The sequence below is a fragment of the Paenibacillus sp. J31R30 genome (assembly GCF_059692115.1).
Genome location: NZ_JCAUAV010000003.1, coordinates 838,079 through 864,107, shown reverse-complemented (window position 1 = coordinate 864,107; position 26,029 = coordinate 838,079). Strand labels below are relative to the sequence as shown.

Sequence of the window (26,029 nt, the reverse complement as noted above, 5' to 3'; positions counted from 1 at the left end):
TAATAAATAAAATATACCCCCTGATCGACAGGGGGATATCTCTTTTATTTACTTACTCGGTTTAATTTCAACAGTCCCGCTTTTAATTGTACCCGTATCATCTGTATATTGGATATACACATAGTAGGTCTGACCGTTTGTAAGTCCCTTGATGTGGGCGCCTTTAGAGTTGAAATTTACTTTGCTGTATTCGGTGAATGTTCCATCGTTGCTGTTGGCTATAAACGCTTTATAACCCTTGCCGTTCGCTGAAACGATGTCAAAATTTACATCGCTTTGTCCATTCCCTGGAGACACACTTGTAATTACTATACCCGGCTTCCATTTGGCATAAAGAATAGTATCCGCTTCGACGGCTTTGCTGAAATCAAATTCGTGCGCAAACGTTTCGTCGAACCAACCTACAAAGATATGATTTTCCCTTGTCGGCGTCGGAGGTGTAACCTTTTCGCCGAGTGACATGCCGATTGCATGAACCGGTACAGTTGTATCAGATGTATCGCCGTCATTGAATTTGTAGGTAAGACTATAGCTCGCATCATAGTTACCTTCCGTTACATAAACTGAAATCGGCAGAGAAAGTCCATCGTTCAATTTAACAAGGAAAGCTCCTTTTCCTTTTGCTGGTTGACCTGTTAATACACTAGCTTTTGAATTAGCAAAGTCAGCAAGACCTTTGGTAATTGTTGTTCCGAATTGTTCGCCCAAGAAATTTTTACCGATTTTCTTAGGGTCTCCTGTTAAAGTAAGCACCAAATCAACACCTTGCGTAATCGTGCCTTCGGTCTTTCCTTCTGCATTTGTAACGGTAAACCAATCATAATCTCTGTTCTTCGTTAAATCATACTTTGTGCCAGTCGGAATACCAGCTGTTTTAATAATGACTTGCCTAGTCGCATTCCCTGTAATGTTCACCTGATACTTGCTGCTGCCTGACCTTAAAGCGGTTGGTCGGGTAGGCATAATCACATCTTTACCGCTTTCTATCGCTCCAATATCAGGTGCAGCGCCTGCGTAGTCAGCCGCGGTTACAAAATTGGGAATCGTTGTGCCCTTATCAAAGCCTAGACTGCTGCTTGTTTGACTAAAATCACCTTCAGCTCTGTTAGTGAAAGTTGCCTTTTTGCTGTTATCAGCAGCTATTGCTGTGACCGGGTTTCCGGTTTTGGCCCCAGTTATCCCATGAGGCTCAACAATAGGCGGAGGTCCACCCGTAGTACTGTAGACATTAGGGGTTACCCCGGTTCCGTTAAATAAGTCATAATCGTAACTCACTCCCGGATAATTGAACATATGTTTGATCGTAATTTCGTATTGGCCACTGAGAAGTGGGCTATCTATGGATTCCATAATATTATTCCTTTGGTACACTCTGTATATTTGACTGTCTTTTCGGGTGATATGACCCATTGAACTAAGGATGGTATTGTTGAACAGATAGTTAACACCTATACCTTTAGAAACCGCTTCATTAAGAGTTGTTCCGTACTTTGTAACTCCTGCAATCAAGCCCCATTCGTCACCCAAGTTTTCAATAAGATTTCTATACACATATACAGGGCCTACATAGTTCGAATCCATGCCGATGCCGCCAGAGACCCCTTCAATTTTGTTGTTGTAATACCTTAAGTTCATATCCGCGCCTTCTAATTCCATGCTGTCGGCTTGTGCATATGCCAAATAATTACCGTATACATCGGAATCTGTGCCAATACCGCCGTCTTTATCGCCATTTACAAAAGTTTCAATGCCCGCATTGAAACGGTGATCATCGCTTCCAACAATGTCATTGTATCGAACAACGACGCCTTGTCCGCCTCTTGCGTACATGCCGCTGACACCTTGTGGATGCTTCTCGTTCCAGTTAGGCCAAAAATCTCTGCCTCCGCCCCCATTCCAGGCATTGCTGCTTGTTTTTGGGTCATGAATATAATTCTTTTCAATGATGAGATTGCTTACGTCGCTGATAAAAATACCGGAGTCATTGTTAACAGGCGTGGCGTTAGCTGTGTAAAGTTGCCCTGTACGCAAGTCAACAGCCAGGTTTGGATCTGCATTTGCGACGATCTTTTGCAGACCTAAGTATTGTGTTGTTGGTCTTCCGAAATCGGAAATATCATTATTGATAATTCGGATATGGTGGCTTGAACTGAGAATAGCGAGCCCGCTTCGCTTGCCTCCACGGATAATCAAATTTTCCAAAATCACATATTCGGACTGCGCGATCACTACCGCTGACCAGAACTCATCGGTTACATCGATAACGGTTTTTCCGTCTCCAATGATACGGATATATCCGTTTGCTGTCCCTCTTAACCCTTGAACAGACAGCGGTTTTCCAGGCTCATAGATGGATGCGATTGGAATATCCTTTGCTATGGGTACGTCTTCTTTCCATGTTCTTATGGTTTGGGTGTACGTAGAATTGTCTTTCAGAACTTTAACTTGCACTTCATATGCTGTGTCAGGTTCAAGACCGACGATAGAGCCTCTGAACTGTTTATTAGGTGAATCCCATGCCAGTGCAAGGCCATCTTCCCATGTAGCAGCTCCTACTTTTCTGAAATGCACCTCATTTGCAGGGTCAGAGACAACCTGTATAGTGGTGGCGGCAGGTGTTGATGCAATCTTGTATGGAATCGTATCTTCGGAAGAGTATCCATTATAATTGAGATACATACTTATATTATTAAACGTAGTTCTTAACAGTAAATCATTGCCTGTATTGGGTATGGGCGTTCCAGTTCCGAGTTGCGCTGTAGTGGTAATCGTGGTTTTAAACTCCTTATCCGCCCTGCCTTCTGAGTAGTGAATTCTTACTCTAATGATTTCGTCAGTACCTTGTCCGCCGGCCAAATAATTAAGTCCACCTTCAAAGGCACCTGTCGATGCATTATATCCGGGCTTAGGCTGTATTACCCATGCGTTTCCGGTACTTCTCGGGCTCGGTACATTACCATTTACATAGTTTGCCGGATCAGCTGACTTCCGCCATACCGTTACTTCGGCATTCGGATCGTTGCTCGGAATACTATAATAGCCGTCTCTCGATTTTCCCACGACTGTAATATCAACACCCGGTACGCCTACCGGCAAAGCAGCATCAGCGGAAATATGCCGGTTTTCATCATAGAGAACATTTGCCGTATTGCTTAATGCATCCCAGGTGTATGTTGCTCCAAACGCATACATGAGCGTATCCAAAGGGATAAAACTTCTAACGCCTTCTTTAAAAGGCATTTCAGTCGCAACAGTTGTTCCGTCTTTCAAAGTAACTTTATTGCTTCCGTACGAAGCTGTCATTTCATAATAATCATTTTTCAAAACAAATTCCTTACCATCGATAGACTCATAGAATACCGAATATAAATAATGAGCTATTGCCTCAGCAGATACCCATATTTTACCGTCAATAAACTTAGGCGGCACATCCGATTTCAAATTTTTGCCGTTTACCGTTAACTTGATAGGTGATGCTGGTTCTTGAATATCTACAGGCTCATGCACATAAGCTGCAAATATTGAATTAGGAATAACAAGTGAAATTAACAATGCAACAATAAGTAATAATCTCAACCTTGGTTTCATGTTATGTACCATTTTGATGAAATCCTCCTTAATGATTTGCTAATTACAATCATCAATGAATACGCTTTCTTAAACATCTAGCAACTATATGCCCCCTTCCACGTACAGTTACTTGTCAAAATACCGAGTTGTCATTATTTATGTGTGATTCCATTTTAGCTTCTTACTATCCTATTGTCTTTGCCCTGCATTGTGTTTTAATGTTGTTGTATTGCGATGCGATTAGAAGAGGTCGTTGTACTGACACTCATTAAGGATTCTCGATTTCATACTGAACAGGTCCAAATGAAATAAAAAATCCCCGATTGACGGGGATCTAAAAGCGTTCATGTTTGTGTCGCCGGACATCACATTTTACAACCAAATTAATCCTTCAATTTAAAAAAGCCCCAAAACAATAGCTTTGGGACGATTGGTTATCTGGTAGCATCCAATCGAGAACTGTCCTTACAGCAGCATTTTCTCATTTAGAAATCGATTTTCTCTAATGATTTTTCTTACTTGCTTCATCGTATCTGCGTGTTTGGGCACTCCAGCGATTCGGTCAAGCAACAGCCACCTTAGGCAGGCAAGCGCTTCAAAAATCTCCAACTCCTCTGTCGCTACGGGCATTTCCTCTTGATATTTGTACAGAAAAGTAAGGCTTTTACTCTCGCTCAAATAGATTCGCAGAAGCAGACAAGCCCACGACAGATCATACCTAGGATCCCCTAATTGCCCGTTCGTCCAGTCAATAACCGTGTAATGTCCATTCTCTTCTAAAATATTACCTAAATTGAAATCGCCGTGAATAATCCGTTCCATTTTCATATCCGCAGAATCGACGAGACGGTTCAGTTCCTCTTTCATCGCAGGAAACGCTTCGATCCCGGGGAAAAAATAGCCAACAAAATCATACTTAGCTAGCACACCACTCTCCAATCCATCCGGAGGCAGCCGGTGAATGTCGGCTAAAACAGCGGTAATTCTCTTAAAAATGCTCGGACTCACCTTCGTTACTGCATTTCCGTGAAAGCGGGTCAGCAGCACAGCTTCCCCAGATTCGGTTCGCCCATAGCCTATCGGCACGGATACGCGTATTCCCTGACGATGAAGAGCTTCCAATAGTCGATATTGGCGCATGACGTCAGGTTTTGAAGGTTTGTTCCATACCTTCAGCACAAAATGATTTTCCCCTTGCGTGATCTTAACCACATCCGCCTCAAGCCCAGGCGTAAGCGGGCTAAGTGTTAATTCAGCCCCTGAAGTAAGCAGGATGTTCAAAATTGGGGTTGTTTCATGCCAATCAATAACCGACAATGAGTTGATCATGACATTTCCTGCTACCTTACCTTCAAAAAGGTTCATATTTCACCTCTGGTGATATAGTTCTTCCAGAGAATTCAACATATTTACTGCGTTATCCTGCTAGCTCTTATTATGACCGCCTTCAAAGGAAGGCGGCCAAGACCGAGAGGTTTTCTTAAGGAAGTAAATCCACTTTCGCATCATCAAACCGTACTTGACCTTTCGAGGCGAGCAGCCCGAAGCTTCCCCTAGAGAGCATTGGATCATAAGCCGATAACTCCTCTACGCCGTTCACATAGAACTTCAGATAGCCGTCTTTCACTACCGACTTGAACGTATAGTAGGTGTTCGTGTTAAACGTATAGGTTTTCTATACCATCGGCAATACGTACATAACTACCCCTGCCGATTGTAGCCGTTGCCAATGCCGGGGTAAGAAGTTTGCCGCGCCCCATATACAGGATAAGAAACTTGCGGATGTTGCTCCTCCTGCGGTGGGTAGATGTCCGGCTTTGCCTGACGTTGTTTCGGGCAATCGAGCGGCGGACCGATCGTCGTCGTACTCTTGATTGGCGCAAGTGCCTGCGTTATCATCGCTTGATCTAGACAGTAAGTATGAGCGAGCATGTTTCTCGGTGCCAGCCTGAGGAAATCCGATACCGCGATGAATTCCGGAACTGGCGCGTCGAAGATCGCGAGCAGATGTGTATCGTCTTCCGTAGCCACCTCCCAGTGGAACCACCCCTGGGGAATATTAGCGACCTGGCCGGGTGTTATATTGAAGTTTAGCACGGTTTTGGTGAACGGATTCAAGAGCGACACGACCGCTGCACCTCGAATGCAATAAACCAGTTCTGAGGCGTTCTGATGAATGTGCGGCTCGACTACATTCCCTTTGGTTAAATAGATGTCGAGCAGAGACACGTTCCCCAGCGTATTCAATTGTTGAATACTCAAAGCGTTAATGAAATTGTTCCCATCCTTCGTAAATGAACGATTGTTCCTTAAATCGTAGAAATATTGTACATTCGGAGAATTAAAATCCATGTAGGATACAGCCATCCGCTCAGCCTCCCGATTGTGGAATCATCTTTACTAAGCGTATTCCACAGCATCTACAGCGATGACTAATGTACTTTGTCCTGCTATATTAAATAATCTGGTTATCATAATTACCGCGTATGTCCGTAGCCTTTTTTCGTTTGCAGTTGCTATACAATATCCAATGCTAATAGTTCACTGCCAATAAGCTCATCGCCTTCAAAAGCCGAAATCGTATGAAGTTCTGGACCACCCATCATCCATTCCAGCATATTGACGCTTCTGTATACAACTCCTTGAAAAAATTGATTTTCAACTTCCGTGTATTTAACTCGTTCCTCTCTCGCTGTCATCGGATAATGACGGACATCAACGCCAAGGGGCATCTTGACCTCCGGAATGGATGTATCGAGCGATCTCTTCGCCAAATCATATTTTTGAAAAGGGGAAAAACCTTGTTCAGTGAAATATTCGCGATCGCCTTCAAATTCATTCCAAGCAACCAACTTTGTTTTCTTGAATGGATTTCGAATGGCATGACAAATGTCAATAAATGAAGGAAATAGAGTTATTCTTACTTCAGATATGCGTTTTAAACCTAATTCATTTACGTGTATCACAATTTCCATGACGTCGTAAAGATCAGCTATTCCATGACGCAAATAGCCCGCCGCGACTAAAGTTCCGTCCTCATTGAATCGCAGCGCATCTTCTGATACTCAAAGTCTTTGTTGTATTTAAAAAGAATCCATGCCTTATGGCTTAACTTCATTACACGATCCTCTAGATCTGAATTATACGATCGAACCTCCAGTGACATCCCGATACTCCCCTCAATAAATCATAGATTATGTTTCCTTTTTTAACCAATTATGCACCTGCCCTTACATGTAATTATTGAAATCTCGGGTTATTGACTTCTATCTAGACTCTATATAAATTGGATATGATGTTTGGCATTCTGATAAATCTTTCAAGTAATTTCGTGCCTCTAGCGGGAAAACTCGATAATCTAATAAGTGCTCTAAAGGCAACCATTCAACTCCTAATTGACCTTGGTCTGGAACATCGCCCATTCCGGCGCGTTCAATGGAATTGGATGAGCATAAAAATATAAACTCAACTTGATGAATTTTTTTAGCTTCAACGATCAATTCTCTGATAAATATGAGATCTCCTACATAGACGTCTATCCCTAGTTCTTCTATACACTCACGTCGAACATTCTCAGGTAAGGTTTCCCCATATTCCTGACCACCACCCGGTAAAGAATAAAACACACCGTGTTCATCTTGATATTTTATAGTAAGCAGTTTATTATCATGGATTAATATTGCTTTACCAGCAGTCCTTATCAAAAGTAGTCCTCCAATTAATAAAAATTTTAATCATATATCATTCCGCGATAACGGATATTCTATCTCTATACCCAATCTTCGAAATGATCAGTTACAAAACGAATCTCCCGCTCATAGTGCGCCAAGTGTCCCTCATCAATCATTTTTTGGAAGGCTAGATTCCCGTCGCGGGCACCATTTCTCAACGTATCACACAGTACGATCAACCGTTGAATAATCCACTGCCCCAGATCAGTAGAGACGGGTATTCCATAAGATTCAAAAAACAGCTGAATTCGCCGACGGCGCTCTCTAGCGTGTATTTCATTTTGATAGGCAACCGTTGTTCCAGAAGAATGGTCAGGCGCGAAACTCGCAAGCGGAACAGATGTGTAGAGAGTGTATGCAATGTCCCACATACGTGGACCTGGGCCTGCCATATCAAAATCAATCAGCGCTACAGGTTCCCCCTTTTGAAAGACAACATTATATAACGCTGCATCATTGTGACAGATCACTTCGTGCTCGCCATCGTCAGCATAGCTAAGCTGCCATCTGTCATTAGTACCGGGAGAGTACGTTTTACTCGCATCATGGAAATGACGCAAAAGTCGTGCCAAACCCACAAGTGTTTCGTCCGACCACATATACGGTTCAAGATTTGGATATTGGTTTCCAGCAACTTCTCCAGAAATAAATGTCAATATTTCACGATCAGCGTCATCAATTCCGAGAAATCCTGGTGCTCCCTCGAATCCTTGTTTTTCCAAATGTTTAAGCAGCTCATGAACACTCGCACTCCAATAACCTGTAGGGCGGCGAACCGTGTTCGCCATACGGACGATGTGATTTACATTGCCGCCTTTCAAAACTTCTTCGTGAGTCATAAGTTTTCACTCCTCGCATTTCACTGTGTTAACTATTGCATATTTTCGCCCTGTTAAGTATGAGGTTACTCCCCTAATCATAACAAAATGTTACAAGTCATTGCTTATAGAAATCAATTATAACTAAACTCCCTTTCGCTTAATAAAAGTGGAACAGCTGCATCTATTAAGGCAAGTTCAATCCAAGAAGGGCTGTTCCAAAAATCATCAATGATGACCTTTGGAACAACCCTTTCTTCAACGTGAATTTCTTATCGCCAATCTAAGTTTGGCCCTTTTTGTAGTTGCACCGGCAAGCCTAGTGTTTTTCCTGCTTCGAGGAGCAACTCTTTGCAAAAATAATATCCCCGGTGATACACAATCCGATTGTTCTCAAAGTCAAATTCACGAATATCGTGGAGAGCCATCCCCAACTCTGTTTCAGCCAGTACAACGAATACACTTTTGCCCCACAACATTTCCAATGAAACATGTAACGCAGGACCTCTATGTTGTAAGGAACCTTCGAACATCTCTTTCTTCGAATATTCTTGAAAGCCCGGATTTGCATCATTATGAATACTGTCCTCAAACATCTCTACTATGCTATCCGGATCACCACTTCTCATGGCCTGAAGCACTGTATTTAGCAATAATGCGTTGGGTTCTTTAAACTCCTCTTGTGGATGATCCGCTTGTATATTACGGTACTTGTGAATATTTGCTCTTGCGCGATGAAGTGCTGCATATACCGATCCCACTGTCATTCGAACCATGCCTGCTACATCGGCTGCGGTAAAACCGTACACCTCCATGAGCAGGAAAACTGCGATTTGCCTTTGCGGCAGATGCTGTACGAGTACTTCAATTGCTTCAATCATTTCCAATGGATCAATCGTGCGCGCCTCGGAAATATCGTGTGAGTCCAGTTCACTATAGCCATCCATCGGATTCTTCTTTCGAAGCCCGTCAATTCTAGTATTAGTGGCGATCCTAAACAAGTAGGATTTATAGGCGAGCGGATGCCATATTTGGGCCATTGTTGCGAATGCCTTCAATACCGTTTCTTGAAACAAGTCCTCTCCATCCCAAGGAGAACCCGTTAAGTAACGGCAATAACTCCATAGGGATTGACGATGGGATTCTATCAACTCCTCGAATTTTTTATTCAATGCTCGAGTCTCTCCAATAATTGAATCATAACGATTGGACAAGGTATCTCCTCCTACAATAGTTTTCCTTATATAAGACGAGTAGAAAGTCGAAAACCATACGGTCATCTTTTTTTTTTTTGATTATACGTTAAGAACCATAAAATCCTCATCAAAATACTTCCCGTTATACTTTAAAGCATTTTTTTCTACACCATAGACCTTGAACCCTAAAGACTTGTAAAGCTTTTTTGCAGCGTCATTTTCAGACATGACTGCTAAGTTTATTTGCTCTATCCCATCGCAATCTCTTGCTTTTCTAATGAGTTCAAGCAGAAGTAACTTCCCCAAGCCTTGCCCTCTCATAACAGGAGCCACATACATCCCATAAACATTACCTTTATGGGCAGTTTTTAGACCGCTGTCTCGTACAAAGGTTACGCTCCCAACTAGTGAGCCGCTATCATCAAAAGCCCCAAGTACAAATTTGTCACTAGTGGGCTTTATTCGCTCTACGACAGTTTCAAGTGAGAAATTTACTTCTCGCTCATAAGTTGAGCCAAAAGCCTCAGGATTGATTTTAAGTGAACTTAAACGTAATGCTTGATATAACCTGGCATCGTTACCATCCAAAACTCGAATATTCATTTTCCTTTCCTCCTGACTCATTGTTCCAAATTCTTATATCGTTATAACAAAAAAGCCGCAACTACGCGACTTTTAAATATATATACGCTTGTCACCCAGCAAACCTGTTACACATCCAACAAATCGTCAAAGATGCCTCGGAACTGATCAGCCACGGATTCCGTGCCTTCCTCCAGCTCTTCGCAGCTGAAATAATAACGGTGATGGGACTCATCCGTGTCCATCATATCTGCTAACAGTCCGCTAAAGCCACGCGTTCTGCGGTCAAATTCCAGGAGGACTTCAACTCCGTTCTCATCAGGGTAGAACACGAGCTCCAGCTCATCAACGGAACTGCGATACTCACCATTTTGATAAGGTATAAATTCAAAGTTTTGAATGAATGGCAGGTGATAATTGCGCTGCGGATAATATTCGTTCTCTGCTTTATGTAAATGAAAGCCCAATTCTTCCAACGCTTCAAAAATAACCGAAGTGTGCGGATGAGCCAACACATTCATATGATCACGATCTGATGGATCTACCGCGTTGTCCACATCCATGCCTGTACGAATCCAGATTGGGCTTACGCCAATTGAAATGGGTGTCTCATGCGGCAGCACGAAATGAAAAGGAATTTCGATAGATTCCCCTGGTTCAATAACAATACTTTCTCCCAACAGGATATTAGCTATCACAACCGTTTCTTTCTGCATACGCTCCGAATCGTTCTCAACGGGCTTGAGATATTCGGTCATAATTTGAAAATAGATTTTGTCCACTTTCTGCTGTACACTGCCGCCTTTGGCTATAATGACACCCTCTACCAACTCGCCAGGGACAAACTCCTCTGTATGGAACTGTGTATCGATGTCAATGTTTCCGATCCCTACTTTAGCCATCATTTTCTTAAAAAATGACATATTTAATCCTCCCTCGGTTTCAGTAAAACCCATATAGATATAATTCCAATGCTTTACAGTTCTACAACGTGCAAAAAATACCTCTATCAACGCATAAGAATAACAATTTTCATAGAAATCTTTCATGTAACATTAGTAAAGAGGATACCGCCGAGGTATCCTCTTTCTTTTTCCTTATTTCTTTTCAATTATTCTGGCGATGGGCATATCATTTTGATGTCTTCCATATCTAACATTTGAGAGCTCTCGACTAAACTGCTTAAAGGGACGCTTTGCTCGTTTTCTGGTTGATCCAGTGGATAAATTCTGGCCGTATCATTCTTTTCGTCCACATGTTGGATGTAGATTGGCGTCCCATTATATGTGACATCAACCATGGCAGGTGAAACTGCAATCTCTTGAGCGCGTTGATTGTTCATTTTTTTTCCTCCTTCACGAACTAGTTACATTATTTGTAAAAGTGAAAGGATGTATTCATGCGTTCAGGAGTTCTCTCTTGTCATATCTTAGTCGCCTGCAGCGAGAACGTGAGTGGAATATCGTTGGCGGGGTCATTCCATCGCCACCGTCCGTCCTCGCCTTGAGCCATGAACGGGAAACGTCGGTTGCCCCCGTGGTTGAACTCGTGGAGATAGTCCAAGCGCAGACCAGCAGCGATCAAGGCGTTCAGGATGTCACTGAAACTGAAACTCCAAGAATACTCGACGCTTCGCTGATTAGCCGCTGGATCAGAATATGGCAGGAGACCCTCAATCTCAAGTGGTTGCTCCGTGTGAAAGTAAGGATAGCGTGTGTGTAAGTCCGTCACATCGGCCGTATCATCAAAGACATTGAGAAACGGATGCTCCTCCTGTAGGTACAAGATGCCGCCTGGTTTGAGGTAATGCGCGATGATCTTCGCCCACCGACCTAGATCGGAGAGCCAAAACAAGACACCGCCTGATGTAAAGATGATATCAAACGTATCGTCAAGTACCTGGGGCAGCTCGTAGATGTCCGTGCAGAGAAAACGTGCGTCTAGCCCTGTTTCCTGGCTCAATCGCTCGGCAATCGCAATCGCATCCTCGGAGAAATCTACCCCGGTAACGTGCGCACCGAGACGAGCCCAGGAGAGCGTATCCAAACCAAAGTGACACTGGAGGTGCAGCAACGATTTACCCGCTACATCGCGCAGTTCCTCTTGTTCAATCGGGGTTAGAGTAGATTTGCCTGCCTTGAACCCCGCGATATCGTATCTGGCGGCATTAATGGCCGTACGGGCGTTCCAATGCACGCGGTTATGTTCCGTATAATCAGTCATGGATCATTCTCCCTTCTGATAATCTGTCTTTGACAAGCCGCTCGCAGCAGACTAAAAGAATTTATTCTTGAAGGACTGAATGTATAACAAGATATACGGATAGCTCGTTCCAGTATGCCTGTGCTTTATATGTAATACTACTTATTCCCGTAGTCGAAAGTGGTCTTTCACCAATAGTGAGATATGGTTTTAGATCACTTTCGATACAGGCTATCAGGCTTTTGTATTATTACAGGTTTCTAATTCAGTAATAAGTTCATTCACTTCCAGCCAACTAGGCGCACGATACACCAAGTCCATGATAATAGAAGTATTGTAAGGCTGCTCGAATAAAATAACTGGCTTATTACGAAGTGCAAACTCATTGGCATAATGAGGAGCATCATCAATCAGCAAATCAACCTTGGAGTTCATACACGCTTGTAGTTTATTTTCAGTAAATGCTATATTGTGGTATTTTATTTCGTGATGTTCAAGCCAACCAATTGTAACGTCTCGAAACCGTTCAGGACGTGCAGTAATAATCGAGATTTCATGATGTAAAAACAATTCCCGTAAAACTTCTACTGCCATTGGGAAAGGTGTAGAATTCCAATGAATTTCATGACCGTATTTATGGTAAATTTTTTCTCTCTCTGTATTGTCCCAACCATATAGTCGGTAAAAATAAAAATCGTTAACATCTTCGGAGGTGAATGATAAACCAGAAGCTTTATTATAAAAATGTAAATATGACGAAGTGGCATCAAGAATTGTATTGTCTAAATCAACTCCAATATGCAATGCAGCGCCCCCTATATATGGTGCAATGAGAAAACGGCAACCATGCACTGGCTACCGTCTCTAAGTGCTTTATTATACTTCCCGCTCGCCGAGCCAATCCTTGAACAAGGCGTAGTCTTCTTCCACTTGATGCGCGTAAGAAATTGCCCAATTGGCGATATAATCGCAAAATGCGTCCGTATCAGCGCCGATTGCACGATGAATCTCATCCTCGCTATGATAAGAGATCAGCCCGTGCTCCATATCTGCATCGGCCCGCGCATGAAGCTTCGCCGTAATCCGTCCCATTGTTTCCAACACTGGCATCAGGTCTTCGGTTCCCGTTATCTTGTCTACCTTCAGTCGCTTCTTGTAGGGAGATCGTTCCCGTACGTAAAAATCACGATCGTCAATCGTCAAATAACCTAGAAATGGGTCTGCTTTGTGATGCATTGCCTGCTGTGTGAAGATAACTCGTTTGCCCTGATGGCCGAAATATGTCCAGAATGACTCTTTGAACGGCATAAAATACGCAGGAACCGGGGCCCGAACTTCTTTCACCTCGATGATAATATCATCGAGCGCATGCTCGCCGCCATCCCCTTCGATGAGGACGTAATAGCGGTCTAATCCGATAGAGGCAGTACCCGAGCCGTGCTTCACAGCCACGTCCTTAATTGCATAATACCGGTCAGGACGTTTAGTACTTTCAGCCAGCGACGCCATATAATCTGGCCAGCCATCTTCCAGCTTCAGGCGCTCTTCCTCTGTAGCCGGTTGAATCTCCTCTGAATTCATAAACCGTCTTGAAGTACGCGTCAGCGTGGTAACATCCTCCAAAAATTGCGAAGCTAGTCGCTTCTCCGTTTTTTTCAAAAGCTTGCGGATCAGCCCTACTGTCTTGTCCTTGTCAAAGACAAGCGTGCGTGGGTCTTCCTTGCGTTTCGCAAACCGGCGAATCTGATTCACATACGCTTCCAAGTAAGTAGTGATCGCATTCTTCTGACCATCCTCTTCGATCTGCTTGGTTCGGCATACCAGTGCTACGCTGACCGACATCCTAAGCAAATCATACAAATAAGAGCCCAGATATCCTTCGTCAAAATCGTTCACATCGTATACGATCCGACCTTCTTCGCTGCGGAACGCCCCGAAATTTTCGAAATGCAAATCCCCCTGAATCCACGTAGGCCGCTCCTGCGGGCTGTGATAAGGAAACCACTCCCGACTGACGTCAAAATAAAACAGATATGCGCTTCCCCGGAAAAACGAAAACGGGCTCCCCGACATCTTTGCGTATTTTTGCAGTCGCTTTCCTTCGGTAAGCCCCATTAACTGTCCGTCGAACTCGTCGAGCACGCTGCTAAGCAGCTCTTTGCGCAGCCGTTTTTGCGTTATTTGGACGCGTTCCGTAAGTAATTCCGTCTTCATACGCACCCCCTCCTTATATCGATTAAAAATAGTATATTTATCCATGTTAGCCTTTGCGCCGACAACGTGTCAACACAGCTGCTGTTTATTTGCTTAGAGGAGGATCTCCTACCATTCGTCCACCGTTCACAACCAGCCATTCCCCAGTCTCCCAATCCGACAACGCTAAGCTTTCCGATTTATAATATAAATCGAACCGGATGGCCATCTTCCTTTCCCAAGGATGACGAATGAATAAGGATCGAAAAATCTCGTCCAGTCCTGGGATCGCGAAGCCTATCGGGTCAGGGAAAAGTGCCTCGGACTCCTTTCTCGATAGATCTGTCTCCAAAGCGAATTGAAAAATCGGTCTGTTCGTATACTTATCGTAAACAAGCTCAAACTTAGGCGTTCGTTTGACTGAGAAGTTGGTAATATCAGACTCGAATTCCTCTTCCTCAGCTGGCAGGATGAATGGCCAGTCCTCGCCTGGGTAACGATACAGATTGGCCCTTTTTCCCAGTTCCGAAAGCAAGTCAGTCCAATCCGATGGAGTGATTGAAGCAACAGGTAAATTCACGCCAGCGTGATCCATTCCGATCAACCTGCCTTCAAGTCGCCTGTATAGTTGCTCCATCGAAAGTGCTCCCTCATGTACGGACGCCATACTCTCAACATCATACCCGATCGGAAAAGGTTTATCCGAGTCTTCACTAGTGCTCCAATATATTGCGGGGAATGCCCCATTCTCCCACCGATATCCAATTCGAGGCAACGCCGTGCTGTCTTGTCTAAATGGAGGGATACATGTCAGTAGATTACGAAAATGGGTACCCCACTCTCGCTCCACTTCCGTGTTCTGCGGGAAAACAAATGTAAGCTCGCTAATCCGTTCCAATTGAAATACCTCCCAAATTTATGGCTTACTATAACAAGAATACCCTCTATTACTAGTCGTTTCTTTTTATAAACGAAAAAGGAGCTGCCTCATAGCATGCTCCTTAGTTTATTATTTGAAAGCAAATTTCATGAAATTTGTTAAGGTTTCTTTATTGTGTAAAATCCAAAACGTTCAATTTCTTCAAGAGCCTTACGTCCAAAAGACTCAATTAGCTCATCAGCACGGATTTTGGTTCCCCCTAGTGTGAGCCCGTCCCATCGTACAATTCGTCCATCCTTAACCACAAAATAATCATCCATACGATAACCTCCCAAATTAATATTTTGGAAATCTCTGTTCGCTAGCATACGCAGAGTATGAATCTGCCTATCCATATTTTAGCACACTCTCTCCTTGGGAAACAAAAAAACCTTCATGCTGCCTCCACAAGTATCGCTTAGTTCCTATTCTTATATAGTTCTAATAAATCTTTAAGCAGTATTCCATCAATACTTAAGCCATCAACATTGCAATTCTTGAGCTCCACGTTGGTAAGATTACATGTGTCAAATATAGCTGTACTCAAATCACTGTTTTTAAAAATTACTGGTTCGATGTTTACCCAATTGTCTGTTCCAGGCTCCTCACTTAATTGACTTTTTTCTGCTGATGGGCGAACAATATTCTCAAAAATAGTTCCTCCCATTTGAATACTATTAATAGATACATTCGAAAAATAAATATGATTCCACTTCGAATTCACAAAATTCGAATGAGCAATGGAAGTGTCCCTCATATCATTATATTTAAATGTGGCCCCTTTAAAACAAACCTTATTTATCTCTTCGTTTCTTAAATCTTGCAATTCCAGCCCATTATTTGAATCCTTTACTTTCTTTTCAGTAAGTGACAATGCAAACATCCTTTCATAATTAATTTTAAAGGCCTGTTGATTGAACTAATATATACTATTCGATTTAAATTCCTAACTTCCTTTATCTGTAAACGTGGTTCTGAAAGACATAACAAAAGAGCTGCCTCAAAGGCAGCCCTTCATTATTAATCATCATTTCTTCAATAAGCATCCTGGGTCATAAGCTACGCCACAGGAGCATCGCGTTGTACCAAACAATAGATTATAAGAATGTGGAAACTCCCGGTTTACACGTTGCACTTCGCGAGCGAATTCAGTTCGATCTTTCGGCACTCTACGCAGGGAATCAGCTTTGGCTTGCGTATCAATATGCGCTCCAGGCGGTACGAATCGATTGGGTGCAATTCTTACTCCGTCGGTAACTACGGAATCGGTCGATATGAATGACCCATGACCTACATAGGCATTAAAGACGATAGATTTGAATCCTACGAATACTTTTTCCCCGATAAAGCAAGGACCATGAATAATGGCTCCATGGGCGATGGAGACGCTGTTATCGATATAGATCGAGTACTTTTTGTTCCCGACTAAGATTTGTTCGTGAGCTATTCCGTGCAAGATGACCCCGTCTTGAATATTCGAATTATCACCGATATAAAAAGGCGTTCCTTCATCTGCTCTGAGTGTGGCGCTAGGTGCGATAAAGACATTTTTATTAATCGTTACATCACCAATAACGCTGGAATACTGGCTGATAAAAGCAGTGTCATTAATTGTAGGAAAACGCTCGACGGGAGTGAAGGTTGTAATAGGATTCGGCCCAATGAAACGAGCGAATAAGTTATAAGGTCCGCGGGGTAGTTCGCCTGTGTATCTGTTAATTTTAAGCTTATTTGTGGAAAGTGGTTTCCAAAGATTTTTGATCTTATTCATACGTTCACTCCTACAAAATTTCTCCATGTCTTACATTAAACTATTCAGGAAATAGGCGAATGTCACAACTCCACTCAATGTAGACATAATAAATATTGAAGAGATTACTCAACAGCCTGGTCAGTTGATGTTTATTCTTATTTGGAATTGATTGTTCCTAGTTGTAAGCCTTTTCTATTAAAAATAGATCATTTACCAGTTTCCTATCCTCCTTCTCCTTCATTTAATGAAAGGATGTGTAAATATAGGAGGAGAACTAGAATGGCGGTTATTTTCAAACAAGTAGGGGGAACGGCTATATTCTCAGCGGAAGCTGAAGTCAAGACGAAAGATGGCCTCTTAGAAGTGAGTTTAGTAGAAACCCAACATTTACCCAATGGCAACTTGAACGGTGTGCTGCAGATCTCCTTGAACGGAAAACCTTTGGTTATCTCTTCGAGTAGCGTTAAACCGAAGAAGGATGGGAGCAGATCGAAATGCATCCGGCGGCAATTCCTTGTCTATAATGGCAAAATGATCAATGAGCTCAGCAATGCACTGGCCCTGGTATTTGGAAAACTGGGAAAAGAGTTGAACGCGTTCGAAAAGAATAAATCGGTTGCGTTGGCACTTCCTTGCTTTCTTAGAATCCCATTATGCCGTATAACAGAAACGCAATACATCATTGCCTGCAGGCTCAGGGGCAGACCGGCGATAGAGTGCTTAAGGGAAGGCGAAGCCATCTACAGGAACTGCAAGGGCAACTGCTGATTCATAGCCCTTTACCTTGCTTTACTTTAAAAAGAAATAAAGAGCAGCTGCCAGTCCGGCAATCTGCTCCTTGGTATTTTCAATTTCTACATAAATTTTACTCTGTCGAAGTCAAAATTCTATATAAAATGGATGATGCCCTTCATCTAAACAAAGCTCTATTCTCTGCCTAAAATTTTTCCAGGTGACCATCTCTAAACCTACTTCGATTGGGAAAAATCCTACTTCTAAAGACTCTGGGGTTGTTGTTAATACTCCCCCGACTGGTCTCGCTAAAAATAAAGTGTTACAGATACACTGACTCACATTTTGAAAAACACCACAAAATTTGGTTACCTCTATATCTAAACCGCTCTCTTCTTTTGTTTCCCTGATCGCAGCATCTTTCAACGATTCGCCTTCTTCAACCTGCCCTCCTGGCATTTCCCAACCTCGCATTGGACCTTTAATTAATAATATTTCGTTACGTTCATTGATCACAATAGTCGCCGCAGAAACAAAATGCTTTGGATCCACCTTACCACCTCGTTCTCAGCTTCATATAGATCTACACTTTCAGTTGGATCAAGTCAGGCAAAACTTGCGCATCCAACTCACGCATGGAGAGCTTGGCCCCGATGGATGAGAAGCTGCCAATGATGTCCTCATATCCGCGCTCGATATGCTCGACGCCTGTAATACACGTGCTGCCTTCGGCCGCTAATCCAGCAAGCAGCAGGCAGGTACCAGCACGCACATCAGTAGCGTGGACCCAGCCGCCTTTCAGTGGAAATCCTCCGCGGATAAACGCACTTTCTTGCCGCAGCTCAATCTCTGCACCGAGCCGACGAAGCTGAGTCACGTGAGCGAAGCGTTTCGGATAGACTCGGTCTGTAACGATGCTCTTGCCCTTGGCCAGCAGCAATAGCGCGGTCATCGGTTGTTGTAAATCGGTTGCGAAGCCTGGATACATGCCTGCACGAATTCGCGTTGCTTTGAGCGAACCCGAACCGTAAGCCGTAATGTGGCTCTCGCCGCATTCCACATGAATCCCTATCTCCTCCAGCTTGGCGAGGCAGGCACCAAGATGCTCAGGGATGACATCCTTGACCGTAACCTGACCCCCTTGGAGCCCTGCCGCCATCAGAAAAGACCCCGCAATCAGCCTGTCCGGTATCGCTACATGCGCTCCCCCGTTTAAATAGGAGACGCCTTCAATCCGGATACGTTCGGTTCCTGCACCATAAATTCTCGCACCGATCCTGTTCAGGAAGACTGCCGTATCAACAACTTCCGGATCCACAGCCGCGTTGAAAAGTTGTGTCCGACCTCTGGCCCGCACAGCCGCCAGCATCGCATTAATCGTTGCTCCACAGGTAATGGTGTCGAAGTAAATATCTGCGCCCTTCAGCTCGGCTGCCTCGACTACGTAGTATTCTTTGAAGATTTGAACTTGAGCTCCGAGTGCTCGAAACACCTTGATATGCTGATCGATCGGTCGTGATACGAAATCATCACCTCCCGGGAATCCGATTGTGACTCTACCGAATTTGGAAAGTAGAGCGCCTGCAAAATAATAGGACGCTCGATAGCTCGAAGCCTTGCCCGGGTCTATCACGGCACTGTGAATCCTACGCGGGTCGATGATAACTTGTGTACCCTCTTGGTTCATCTCCATGCCGATATCTCGGCTGATCCCACCAATAATACGGACATCATCTATGTTCGGAATGCCTCCCAGCGTTACAATATCGTCCGCCAGACAGGCGGCGGCAAGCAGGGCAAGGGAACTATTCTTAGCACCTGGTATATGTACACTTCCGTTCAATGGGCCTGAATACTCCGCTTGAATATATTTCATAAATGGTTTCCTACTTTCGTTATGACGATATCAATTCCGATTCGAGCACATAGCCGTTCCCACGCACCGCACTAATAAGAAACGTGTCCTTGCCATATTTCTTGCGCACTCGGTATATCAAAGCATTCAATTCGTCGAACGACACATCCGAGACGCTTTCCATACCTAACGAGCGTTCCGGCCATACTCTAGATTTAATTTCCTCTAGTGTAACAAGCTGGTTCACTTTCTCATGCAGAACACGAATCAGTAAATACTCTTTTTCAGACATCGAAATCCGCTTTCCTTCCACCACACACTCCCTTTTCTCCCAATGAATCGTCAGTGGCAATTCCGGAATTTCTAGCTGCCTTGTCATGCTAAGCGGTTCGATTTCAAGGGTTTGATCGGCAAACATATAAGAAAAGTGGAGGACGGTCATTCCTTTGGCAAGCCTAATGATATCAAAATTGTTTAGGGGATATGGGGTGTGCGGCGTTAGCCGTTCCCCATTAATCTCAGTTCCGTGGCGGCTCCCCAAATCGTAAAGTACTGCCTTGTCTTGTTCCTTACGAATGACGAAATGCTGTCGGGAAATAAAAGCATTCGTAAAGGCCAAATCAGGTGTCAACTGATTGGATACCCTGCCGACGAGCGTTTCATCCTCGTTCAGATTCACACAAGTGCCCGAACGGTAAGGCTCTCCACGAATGACGTACAGGCATGCAAAACCTTCTTCCATTTTCGTACCTCCATTTGCTGTCTGGGGAATGTTTCCATTATATATCGTACCCTAAACTGTGGCTGAATAAAATCACTTCTTACTGACGCTTCGCTCACATTTCAGTAACGCCGCAAACTTCCGCGGACTTGATTCGGACAATGTTTTTGTCTGCCAACAATTAATTAATAACATATTTACGGATAATTTCCTCACGAAATTTCAGCCCATGCCCGGGGCGATTCCAAGCAGTAACCATACCGTCCTTGATCTGAGGAACCTCTTCGAATAAATCGTCGTACCAATTCATGTACTCGATGTAGACACCATTGGGAATAGCGGCAAAGATCTGGATTTGAAGTTCCCACGCCAGATGAGGCGTGACCGGGATTCGATGTGCACTTGCCATATTAGCGATGCGAAGCGCCTCGGTAATCCCCCCTGCTCTGAGGTTAATCATCAGAATGTCTCCGGCTTTCCTGTCAATCAGGTCACGAAACCCGTATCGTGAATACTCGGTCTCTCCAGTAGTAATCCGGATATCCAACGCTTTGGCGATCTCCGAATGACCAATTATATCATCTGCAGGAACAGGTTCTTCGAACCAGTATACGCCAAGCTTTTCCAGCTCTCTTCCGAACTGAATGGCTGTTGCCACATCAAGCCCCTGATTTACATCGACCATAATGTCGATATCCGCCCCCAACGTTTTTCTAACGGCGGTCACTCGGTTAAGGTCGATTCTTAAATCCGAAAACCCTGCTTTCATCTTGAACGCTTTAAATCCTCTAGAAATATAACTTTCTGCTTCTTCGACGAGCTCCCCTTCAGATAATGACATGAATCCCGCGCTTGCATAGGCTTTAACTTGATCCGTATACGGTCCAAGCATCGCATGAATCGACGTGTTTTGAAGCTTACCGGCCAAATCCCAGAGTGCGATATCCACTGCTGATATCCCGTAAAGCGCAACTCCCTTTCGGCCAATCATGTTTAGCGCCCACCAAAGCTTTTCCCATATTTTATTCCGATACAACGGGTTTTCACCGATTAACAAACTGGCAATGTCATGATCCATACATGTTTTGATCGTTTCGCTGCCTACACCGAGGATTGGCAAATATCCCATTCCGGAAATCCCTTCATCCGTCTCTATCTCAACAATAATTGCATTTCTTTTCGTAATGAATAACGTCGATACTCGAATGGGTGTCGGGAATGGTACTGAGATAAGCTTCGTTTTAACAGATGTGATTTTCATAGTAACCTCCTGTTAAATAAAATAGATCGTTTCTCTGCCCCTACCGTGAAGCCTATTTATACTAACGATATACTTAATAAAGCTAATTCTATGCCTGAATAGTTATAACTAGATCTGCCTACTTCGATAAACAAAAAAACCCTTATATCAAGGGCTTTTGTAATAGGTTTGGTCGGCTAGCCGCACTTGCTGGCGATACTTCCCTGGATTTATGCCAAAACGCTTAAAAAATTGCTGGGTTAAATAAGGAGCGTCTCCCAAACCGCATTGCTCCGCAATTTCCATTAACGTAAATTCGCTAGTTTCCAGCATCTTTCTTACCTTCTTCAAGCGAAGTTCGCGAAGCATCTGCATCGGATTCAGTTGGAATTTCTCCGAGAAAACTTTATCCAAATAATTCGGATTCAGATGGACTAATTCCGCCAAAGTCTTCCTCGTGATTTTCTCACTCAGAGCAGTATGCAAATAAGTAATTACTTTGTCCAAACGTTCATCGTTTTTATTAGGCTGAAAGCTTCTTTGGACGCTTCCTTCACGGTGCCAATTTTGGAGCAGCAGATGAATCAGCTGTAGTCCAAGTCCCGAGAGCTCGAGCTCCTGGAAGGGCGAGTCCTTTCTCTTCCAAGCACGCAACATCCGATCGAAGATTGCTGAGAAGTCGCTCGGATCTTGCAAACTCACAACCTCGCTAATCGCGTACAATCGGAATAAATCGACATGGAAGCTGTTATAGGCTTCTAACTGGAGCCATTGATGGAAACCGGGTACGGTCGCCCGTTCTGAGAAAGCAATGCCCGGTGCATGTATCATCACTTGTCCAGAACGAGCTATCCGACTGATCCCGCCATGTGAGATTTCTACATAACCTTCTTTGACGAAGCTGATGGACCAATATGGAAATGTGCGATTTTGCAAATCGATCGAATCATAGGCGGCATTCTCGACCCGATAGAGCCGAACCTGCCAGGTATCATCCATTAGCTTACCGTCACCCATTCCTCCGCCTTCACCCTACTCCCCTGTATCGAACGTGTTCATGTACTTTCCTCTTGCAGAACTGGCCCATAAACAAACTGTTGGAACTTGTTTACACAACATCGAACCTGCTTGCCCATCTGACTCATCTCAAACTTCCGCTTTCGTGAGGAACTTCTCATATGCGACTTTGCCATCGCGAGCGACAACAGGCCCATTCTTGAAGATAACACCTGTATCTGGATGCTTAGCACCGTCAACTGAGTACTGAATGACGTACCCTTTTCGTGTCGATTGGCTGCGGTTTGGCGTACTGCGGTGGAACAAGAGCGAATGAAAGGCGACCATGCTTCCTTTTTTCAATTCAACAGGAATCCCTTCCACATCCCCATAATAGCACAACCTTCCGATATCCGTCTTCACATGCTCAACTAGCCCTTTATGATGCGTGCCCGGCTGCACCCAGATGCATCCATTCTCTATCGTCGTGTCTTCCAGCGCCAGCCAACAAGTCATATAGTGTACAGGATCCGTTGGCACATACCCGTTATCTTGATGCCAAGGGAAATCGCGTTTCGCTTCTGGACGTTTATATACGGACTGATCCCAATATAGTCGGATATCAGCTCCGAGCACAGTCGTTGTCAGCTTGACGAATCGCTCATCTGCGATAAAACGCTGAATCTCTTGATGCATAAAGTTCAACCCCGACGTGAAGTTAATCTGATTCGGGATGCTCCAATTTTTTTGCCCAACTTCCTTCAGCTGTCTCTCTGTTTCTTCATCAAACTCGTCGATGATTTGTCGGACGCGATCAATCTCTTCCGCATTGAATAAATGTTCAAAAACGATATAACCTTTTTCTTCGTATTGCTTAAGCTGATCTGTGTTTAACATGACGCTCACTCCCTATGAATAAGTTAGAATTGCTTGTAGCTCTATCATCAAGGATTTGAGCATCGATCTCAATTTACAGGTTCAAGCATTTCATTGTGTTTTTTCCACATTTTCTTACTTCACTAGATTTTTTCAAATTGTTCCATCATGTTTTCAATCTCAGCACTAATTTGAGTGTTTGTCCTATATCAAAATATGAAATATCACATATATTATTGTATTGAAAAGGAGGTGCTAACAGTGTCAGTTAAGAGAACAAATAATGATAGTTTAGTAAGGATTCAAAAACAACTGATAGCTATTAACAATGCCGTTCTTCTTAATAGAAAGACAATAATTGAATTTAAACAGACATCGAGAAAAGAGCTCTTGCTACAGATTAGAAAACAACTAAGGCTTATCAACCGTAGAGTTCTTATTAATCAGCACACGATTGGAACTAAACTTGTTCTCTCTCGCAAACAATTCGATAAAAATGCTTTGAAAAGAATTCTAAATCAACTTAAGGTCATCAACCAAAATGTTCTTATGAATCAAAAGATGGTAGACCGTCTCTTAGCGTGTACCAAATATACGGCCGATATCAAAAAGAGTTTGAGAATGATCAGTAACCAACTTAAAAGAATAAGTAGGAACGTAGTTCTTAGTCAACGTATTGTTGATAATTTACTTCAGCCACCGCCTGTCTCATGCCCTGCGGGTCATACTTGTATTCCTGTACGATTAATCGATGGATTAGGTCTAGACTTAGATATTGATCCAAGTGAACCAAGTATTAAAGTCACGTTGAAAGTGTTTGGGGCACCCGTTTTATCTCAAACGATAAGTTTAAAAAATCCAACAATTAGCATTGGCGGAGAATTTGGTCTATTCCTTGCAGAATTGACGCTTAGAGGGGAATTTGGAGATATTGCTCATGGTCATTTCAGACTGATCTTGAGTGGTAGAGCATGCATCGGACCTCCTATTGACTTTTTACGTGACTGTACTAGCTTCAACCAAATCGTTTACGACAGATAGATCATGCTGCTTTTTTAGTTAAGAAAAGGCAACAATCCACTGGATTGTTGCCTTTCTCACTTCGTTTTTTTAACTTGCACGTAGTAAAAATATTTTAATAACGTGATATACAAAAAAAAGAGCTGCTAACATAGCAGCCCCTCAACGCTAGTTTCTTCTATCGATGTCATTCAAAAGCTTTAAGCATGTTCCTTCTGGGCATTCGCACCGTCAAAGCTAGCATCAAAACGCCAATTCCCGCACATGTCCACGCCATACTGTGCAGATGCGGGGTCGTAATGTGCTTACCGAAGAGCGACGCGAGTAGGCTCGAAGAGAGTATTGTTCCGATGAACCGGGAAGTCATGAAAAGTCCTGAGGCAATGCCGGTCTCTTCTTTGGTTACAAAATCGTAAAGCGCAGTCTGCATCCCCAAATTGTTAAAGCCGTTGGCGATCCCTAGCACGCAAAGAACAAGAAAGATCGTGACCGAACTTGCTTGGTCCTGTATGAGCAATAGCAGCAAGCTTCCCCAAACGACTAATACCGTTCCGGTGATCAATGGCGGTTTGGATCCGCTCCTGTCAATCCAGCGGCTGACAAGCGGGGTAACAAGCACGCTTAAGCCGGCGATAGACAACATAACAAGGCCCGTCTTCTGCGGATCCATCTTCTGCACGCTCTGCAAGTAAGATGGAATACCAAACATAATGGAATAAAACGCGATATTCGTCAAAATAAACTGCGCGTAGATACGGGTAACATTCATATTTTTCCGTAAAAAAGCAACATTGATGAACGGCTTGCTTTGACCGAGCTCATATCGGTAAAGCCAGTACGACAATCCCGCGCTGACTATGAGCTTCCATAGGCTTAACCCATCAATCAGCGATAGGAAAAACAACAGCCACATGAATATGGTTGCAGAAAATAACGCTACCCCTCGCCAATCCATATCAGCCGCGCTTCCGGTGGCTTTAGGATCACTCGGGAATAGTTTCCACGCGAGCAAAAATGAAGCAATAATAAATGGAAAGTTGCAAAGGAAAATGAGTGGCCAATCTCCGTAGTGCAATAGTAATCCGCCAAGCGAAGGACCGAATGCAGCAGAAGTGCTGGAGAAGATCGAAATGATGCCAAGCGCCTTCGCTTGATTGGAAGTGATTTGACTACGTATCATCCCCATGCCGGACGGAAACAAAGCTGAACTGCCTAAGGCCTGAATAATCCGAAATCCGATCAGCCACCCGAAGCTGGGAGACAGCGGAGCAAGACTCGACGACAAAGTGACGAGGAGCAGCCCAAGCATAAACACTTTTTTGCGGCCGAACAAATCGCTCCACTTGCCCATGAGTGGCTGACCGATCGCGCTAACCAAATAATAGGTAGAGATTAGCCATGATACGTCGGCAAATGTTAGCTGGAAATCCTCCTGTAACCGGGCCAAAGCGACTGAAATCATCGTCGTATTGAGCGGATTAAGCAAAGTACCCAAAGCAACTGCAGTAATAAGCAGCATTTCTTTTCGTTTGATCGTGGTCTGTTTGAGCGACATGATGTCACCTCGATTTTCAAGTTATTGGATACGGATATTACTTAGTTCAGCATATATCCAATACCTCTAT

At 43.6% G+C, this 26,029-nt stretch carries 25 protein-coding genes and 1 pseudogene; 2 read left to right on the top strand and 24 right to left on the bottom strand.

Annotated features, from left to right (window positions below):
* Window positions 1–48: 48 nt before the first annotated feature.
* From AC58QO_RS15760 to AC58QO_RS15680, 17 genes and pseudogenes are all read right to left on the bottom strand, one after another.
* Window positions 49–3,600 (bottom strand): stalk domain-containing protein, encoded by a 3,552-nt coding sequence (locus AC58QO_RS15760; protein WP_497267019.1) that lies wholly within the window; start codon window positions 3,598–3,600, stop codon window positions 49–51.
* A gap of 435 nt (window positions 3,601–4,035) precedes the next feature.
* On the bottom strand, window positions 4,036–4,899 hold the full coding sequence (locus AC58QO_RS15755) for a phosphotransferase family protein (protein WP_497267017.1): 864 nt from the start codon (window positions 4,897–4,899) through the stop codon (window positions 4,036–4,038).
* Between the two features lie 372 nt (window positions 4,900–5,271).
* On the bottom strand, window positions 5,272–5,937 hold the full coding sequence (locus AC58QO_RS15750) for a cupin domain-containing protein (RefSeq protein WP_497267015.1): 666 nt from the start codon (window positions 5,935–5,937) through the stop codon (window positions 5,272–5,274).
* 149 nt (window positions 5,938–6,086) lie between these two features.
* Window positions 6,087–6,545, bottom strand: a complete 459-nt coding sequence (locus tag AC58QO_RS15745; protein WP_497267013.1) for a hypothetical protein — start codon at window positions 6,543–6,545, stop codon at window positions 6,087–6,089.
* A 291-nt stretch (window positions 6,546–6,836) separates the two neighbouring features.
* Complete coding sequence (locus AC58QO_RS15740) at window positions 6,837–7,274, bottom strand: NUDIX domain-containing protein (RefSeq protein WP_497267011.1); 438 nt, start codon at window positions 7,272–7,274, stop codon at window positions 6,837–6,839.
* A 65-nt stretch (window positions 7,275–7,339) separates the two neighbouring features.
* A complete protein-coding gene (locus AC58QO_RS15735; protein WP_497267010.1) occupies window positions 7,340–8,140 on the bottom strand; it encodes a phosphotransferase in 801 nt (266 codons plus the stop codon).
* A 251-nt stretch (window positions 8,141–8,391) separates the two neighbouring features.
* Complete coding sequence (locus AC58QO_RS15730) at window positions 8,392–9,333, bottom strand: RNA polymerase sigma factor (RefSeq protein WP_497267008.1); 942 nt, start codon at window positions 9,331–9,333, stop codon at window positions 8,392–8,394.
* An 81-nt stretch (window positions 9,334–9,414) separates the two neighbouring features.
* Window positions 9,415–9,918, bottom strand: a complete 504-nt coding sequence (locus AC58QO_RS15725) for a GNAT family N-acetyltransferase (protein WP_497267006.1) — start codon at window positions 9,916–9,918, stop codon at window positions 9,415–9,417.
* Window positions 9,919–10,025: 107 nt separating this feature from the next.
* A complete protein-coding gene (locus AC58QO_RS15720) occupies window positions 10,026–10,820 on the bottom strand; it encodes a sporulation protein (RefSeq protein ID WP_497267004.1) in 795 nt (264 codons plus the stop codon).
* A gap of 245 nt (window positions 10,821–11,065) precedes the next feature.
* Window positions 11,066–11,239 (bottom strand): annotated as a pseudogene (locus AC58QO_RS15715) (small acid-soluble spore protein H); the annotation flags it as partial.
* A gap of 80 nt (window positions 11,240–11,319) precedes the next feature.
* Window positions 11,320–12,120 (bottom strand): class I SAM-dependent methyltransferase, encoded by an 801-nt coding sequence (locus AC58QO_RS15710; RefSeq protein WP_497267002.1) that lies wholly within the window; start codon window positions 12,118–12,120, stop codon window positions 11,320–11,322.
* Window positions 12,121–12,333: 213 nt separating this feature from the next.
* Window positions 12,334–12,903, bottom strand: coding sequence for a 5' nucleotidase, NT5C type (locus AC58QO_RS15705; protein WP_497267000.1), 570 nt, complete (start codon window positions 12,901–12,903; stop codon window positions 12,334–12,336).
* A 72-nt stretch (window positions 12,904–12,975) separates the two neighbouring features.
* On the bottom strand, window positions 12,976–14,313 hold the full coding sequence (locus AC58QO_RS15700) for a DUF2252 domain-containing protein (protein ID WP_497266998.1): 1,338 nt from the start codon (window positions 14,311–14,313) through the stop codon (window positions 12,976–12,978).
* 85 nt (window positions 14,314–14,398) lie between these two features.
* Window positions 14,399–15,190 carry a hypothetical protein gene (locus tag AC58QO_RS15695; RefSeq protein WP_497266997.1) on the bottom strand — a complete coding sequence of 264 codons (792 nt, stop codon included), beginning with the start codon at window positions 15,188–15,190 and terminating at the stop codon, window positions 14,399–14,401.
* A 140-nt stretch (window positions 15,191–15,330) separates the two neighbouring features.
* The gene (locus AC58QO_RS15690; RefSeq protein ID WP_497266995.1) at window positions 15,331–15,492 is read right to left on the bottom strand and encodes a hypothetical protein; all 162 of its coding nucleotides are present in this window, start codon (window positions 15,490–15,492) and stop codon (window positions 15,331–15,333) included.
* 137 nt (window positions 15,493–15,629) lie between these two features.
* Window positions 15,630–16,085 (bottom strand): pentapeptide repeat-containing protein, encoded by a 456-nt coding sequence (locus AC58QO_RS15685; RefSeq protein ID WP_497266993.1) that lies wholly within the window; start codon window positions 16,083–16,085, stop codon window positions 15,630–15,632.
* A 153-nt stretch (window positions 16,086–16,238) separates the two neighbouring features.
* Window positions 16,239–16,982, bottom strand: a complete 744-nt coding sequence (locus AC58QO_RS15680; RefSeq protein WP_497266991.1) for an LbetaH domain-containing protein — start codon at window positions 16,980–16,982, stop codon at window positions 16,239–16,241.
* Window positions 16,983–17,243: 261 nt separating this feature from the next.
* Between AC58QO_RS15680 and AC58QO_RS15675 the strand changes: the two genes are divergently transcribed.
* A complete protein-coding gene (locus AC58QO_RS15675) occupies window positions 17,244–17,732 on the top strand; it encodes a hypothetical protein (RefSeq protein WP_497266989.1) in 489 nt (162 codons plus the stop codon).
* Window positions 17,733–17,843: 111 nt separating this feature from the next.
* On the opposite strand, the gene AC58QO_RS15670 is transcribed toward AC58QO_RS15675, so the two are convergent.
* The 6 genes from AC58QO_RS15670 to AC58QO_RS15645 all read right to left on the bottom strand — a co-directional run bounded on the left by AC58QO_RS15670 (window position 17,844) and on the right by AC58QO_RS15645 (window position 23,405).
* The gene (locus AC58QO_RS15670; RefSeq protein WP_497266987.1) at window positions 17,844–18,248 is read right to left on the bottom strand and encodes an NUDIX hydrolase; all 405 of its coding nucleotides are present in this window, start codon (window positions 18,246–18,248) and stop codon (window positions 17,844–17,846) included.
* 31 nt (window positions 18,249–18,279) lie between these two features.
* A complete protein-coding gene (murA, locus tag AC58QO_RS15665) occupies window positions 18,280–19,572 on the bottom strand; it encodes a UDP-N-acetylglucosamine 1-carboxyvinyltransferase (RefSeq protein ID WP_497266985.1) in 1,293 nt (430 codons plus the stop codon).
* A gap of 19 nt (window positions 19,573–19,591) precedes the next feature.
* A complete protein-coding gene (locus AC58QO_RS15660) occupies window positions 19,592–20,293 on the bottom strand; it encodes an FHA domain-containing protein (RefSeq protein ID WP_497266983.1) in 702 nt (233 codons plus the stop codon).
* A gap of 160 nt (window positions 20,294–20,453) precedes the next feature.
* Window positions 20,454–21,533: a mandelate racemase/muconate lactonizing enzyme family protein gene (locus AC58QO_RS15655; RefSeq protein WP_497266981.1), complete on the bottom strand. Its 1,080-nt coding sequence runs from the start codon at window positions 21,531–21,533 to the stop codon at window positions 20,454–20,456.
* Window positions 21,534–21,680: 147 nt separating this feature from the next.
* A complete protein-coding gene (locus AC58QO_RS15650; protein ID WP_497266979.1) occupies window positions 21,681–22,529 on the bottom strand; it encodes an AraC family transcriptional regulator in 849 nt (282 codons plus the stop codon).
* A gap of 129 nt (window positions 22,530–22,658) precedes the next feature.
* Entirely contained in the window at window positions 22,659–23,405 is a 747-nt protein-coding gene (locus AC58QO_RS15645) for a phytanoyl-CoA dioxygenase family protein (RefSeq protein WP_497266977.1), read from the bottom strand.
* Window positions 23,406–23,645: 240 nt separating this feature from the next.
* Between AC58QO_RS15645 and AC58QO_RS15640 the strand changes: the two genes are divergently transcribed.
* Window positions 23,646–24,425, top strand: a complete 780-nt coding sequence (locus AC58QO_RS15640; protein ID WP_497266975.1) for a hypothetical protein — start codon at window positions 23,646–23,648, stop codon at window positions 24,423–24,425.
* A gap of 166 nt (window positions 24,426–24,591) precedes the next feature.
* On the opposite strand, the gene AC58QO_RS15635 is transcribed toward AC58QO_RS15640, so the two are convergent.
* Complete coding sequence (locus AC58QO_RS15635) at window positions 24,592–25,959, bottom strand: MFS transporter (RefSeq protein ID WP_497266973.1); 1,368 nt, start codon at window positions 25,957–25,959, stop codon at window positions 24,592–24,594.
* Window positions 25,960–26,029 lie beyond the last annotated feature (70 nt).

What these genes read in the sequence shown, in the direction of transcription:
- AC58QO_RS15760 (WP_497267019.1), bottom strand. Translation starts at nt 3,600, where the DNA reads ATGGTACATAACATGAAACCAAGGTTGAGATTATTACTTATTGTTGCA.
- AC58QO_RS15755 (WP_497267017.1), bottom strand. Translation starts at nt 4,899, where the DNA reads ATGATCAACTCATTGTCGGTTATTGATTGGCATGAAACAACCCCAATT.
- AC58QO_RS15750 (WP_497267015.1), bottom strand. Translation starts at nt 5,937, where the DNA reads ATGGCTGTATCCTACATGGATTTTAATTCTCCGAATGTACAATATTTC.
- AC58QO_RS15745 (WP_497267013.1), bottom strand. Translation starts at nt 6,545, where the DNA reads ATGGAAATTGTGATACACGTAAATGAATTAGGTTTAAAACGCATATCT.
- AC58QO_RS15735 (WP_497267010.1), bottom strand. Translation starts at nt 8,140, where the DNA reads ATGACTCACGAAGAAGTTTTGAAAGGCGGCAATGTAAATCACATCGTC.
- AC58QO_RS15725 (WP_497267006.1), bottom strand. Translation starts at nt 9,918, where the DNA reads ATGAATATTCGAGTTTTGGATGGTAACGATGCCAGGTTATATCAAGCA.
- AC58QO_RS15720 (WP_497267004.1), bottom strand. Translation starts at nt 10,820, where the DNA reads ATGTCATTTTTTAAGAAAATGATGGCTAAAGTAGGGATCGGAAACATT.
- AC58QO_RS15710 (WP_497267002.1), bottom strand. Translation starts at nt 12,120, where the DNA reads ATGACTGATTATACGGAACATAACCGCGTGCATTGGAACGCCCGTACG.
- AC58QO_RS15700 (WP_497266998.1), bottom strand. Translation starts at nt 14,313, where the DNA reads ATGAAGACGGAATTACTTACGGAACGCGTCCAAATAACGCAAAAACGG.
- AC58QO_RS15690 (WP_497266995.1), bottom strand. Translation starts at nt 15,492, where the DNA reads ATGGATGATTATTTTGTGGTTAAGGATGGACGAATTGTACGATGGGAC.
- AC58QO_RS15680 (WP_497266991.1), bottom strand. Translation starts at nt 16,982, where the DNA reads ATGAATAAGATCAAAAATCTTTGGAAACCACTTTCCACAAATAAGCTT.
- AC58QO_RS15675 (WP_497266989.1), top strand. Translation starts at nt 17,244, where the DNA reads ATGGCGGTTATTTTCAAACAAGTAGGGGGAACGGCTATATTCTCAGCG.
- murA (WP_497266985.1), bottom strand. Translation starts at nt 19,572, where the DNA reads ATGAAATATATTCAAGCGGAGTATTCAGGCCCATTGAACGGAAGTGTA.
- AC58QO_RS15660 (WP_497266983.1), bottom strand. Translation starts at nt 20,293, where the DNA reads ATGGAAGAAGGTTTTGCATGCCTGTACGTCATTCGTGGAGAGCCTTAC.
- AC58QO_RS15655 (WP_497266981.1), bottom strand. Translation starts at nt 21,533, where the DNA reads ATGAAAATCACATCTGTTAAAACGAAGCTTATCTCAGTACCATTCCCG.
- AC58QO_RS15650 (WP_497266979.1), bottom strand. Translation starts at nt 22,529, where the DNA reads ATGGGTGACGGTAAGCTAATGGATGATACCTGGCAGGTTCGGCTCTAT.
- AC58QO_RS15645 (WP_497266977.1), bottom strand. Translation starts at nt 23,405, where the DNA reads ATGTTAAACACAGATCAGCTTAAGCAATACGAAGAAAAAGGTTATATC.
- AC58QO_RS15635 (WP_497266973.1), bottom strand. Translation starts at nt 25,959, where the DNA reads ATGTCGCTCAAACAGACCACGATCAAACGAAAAGAAATGCTGCTTATT.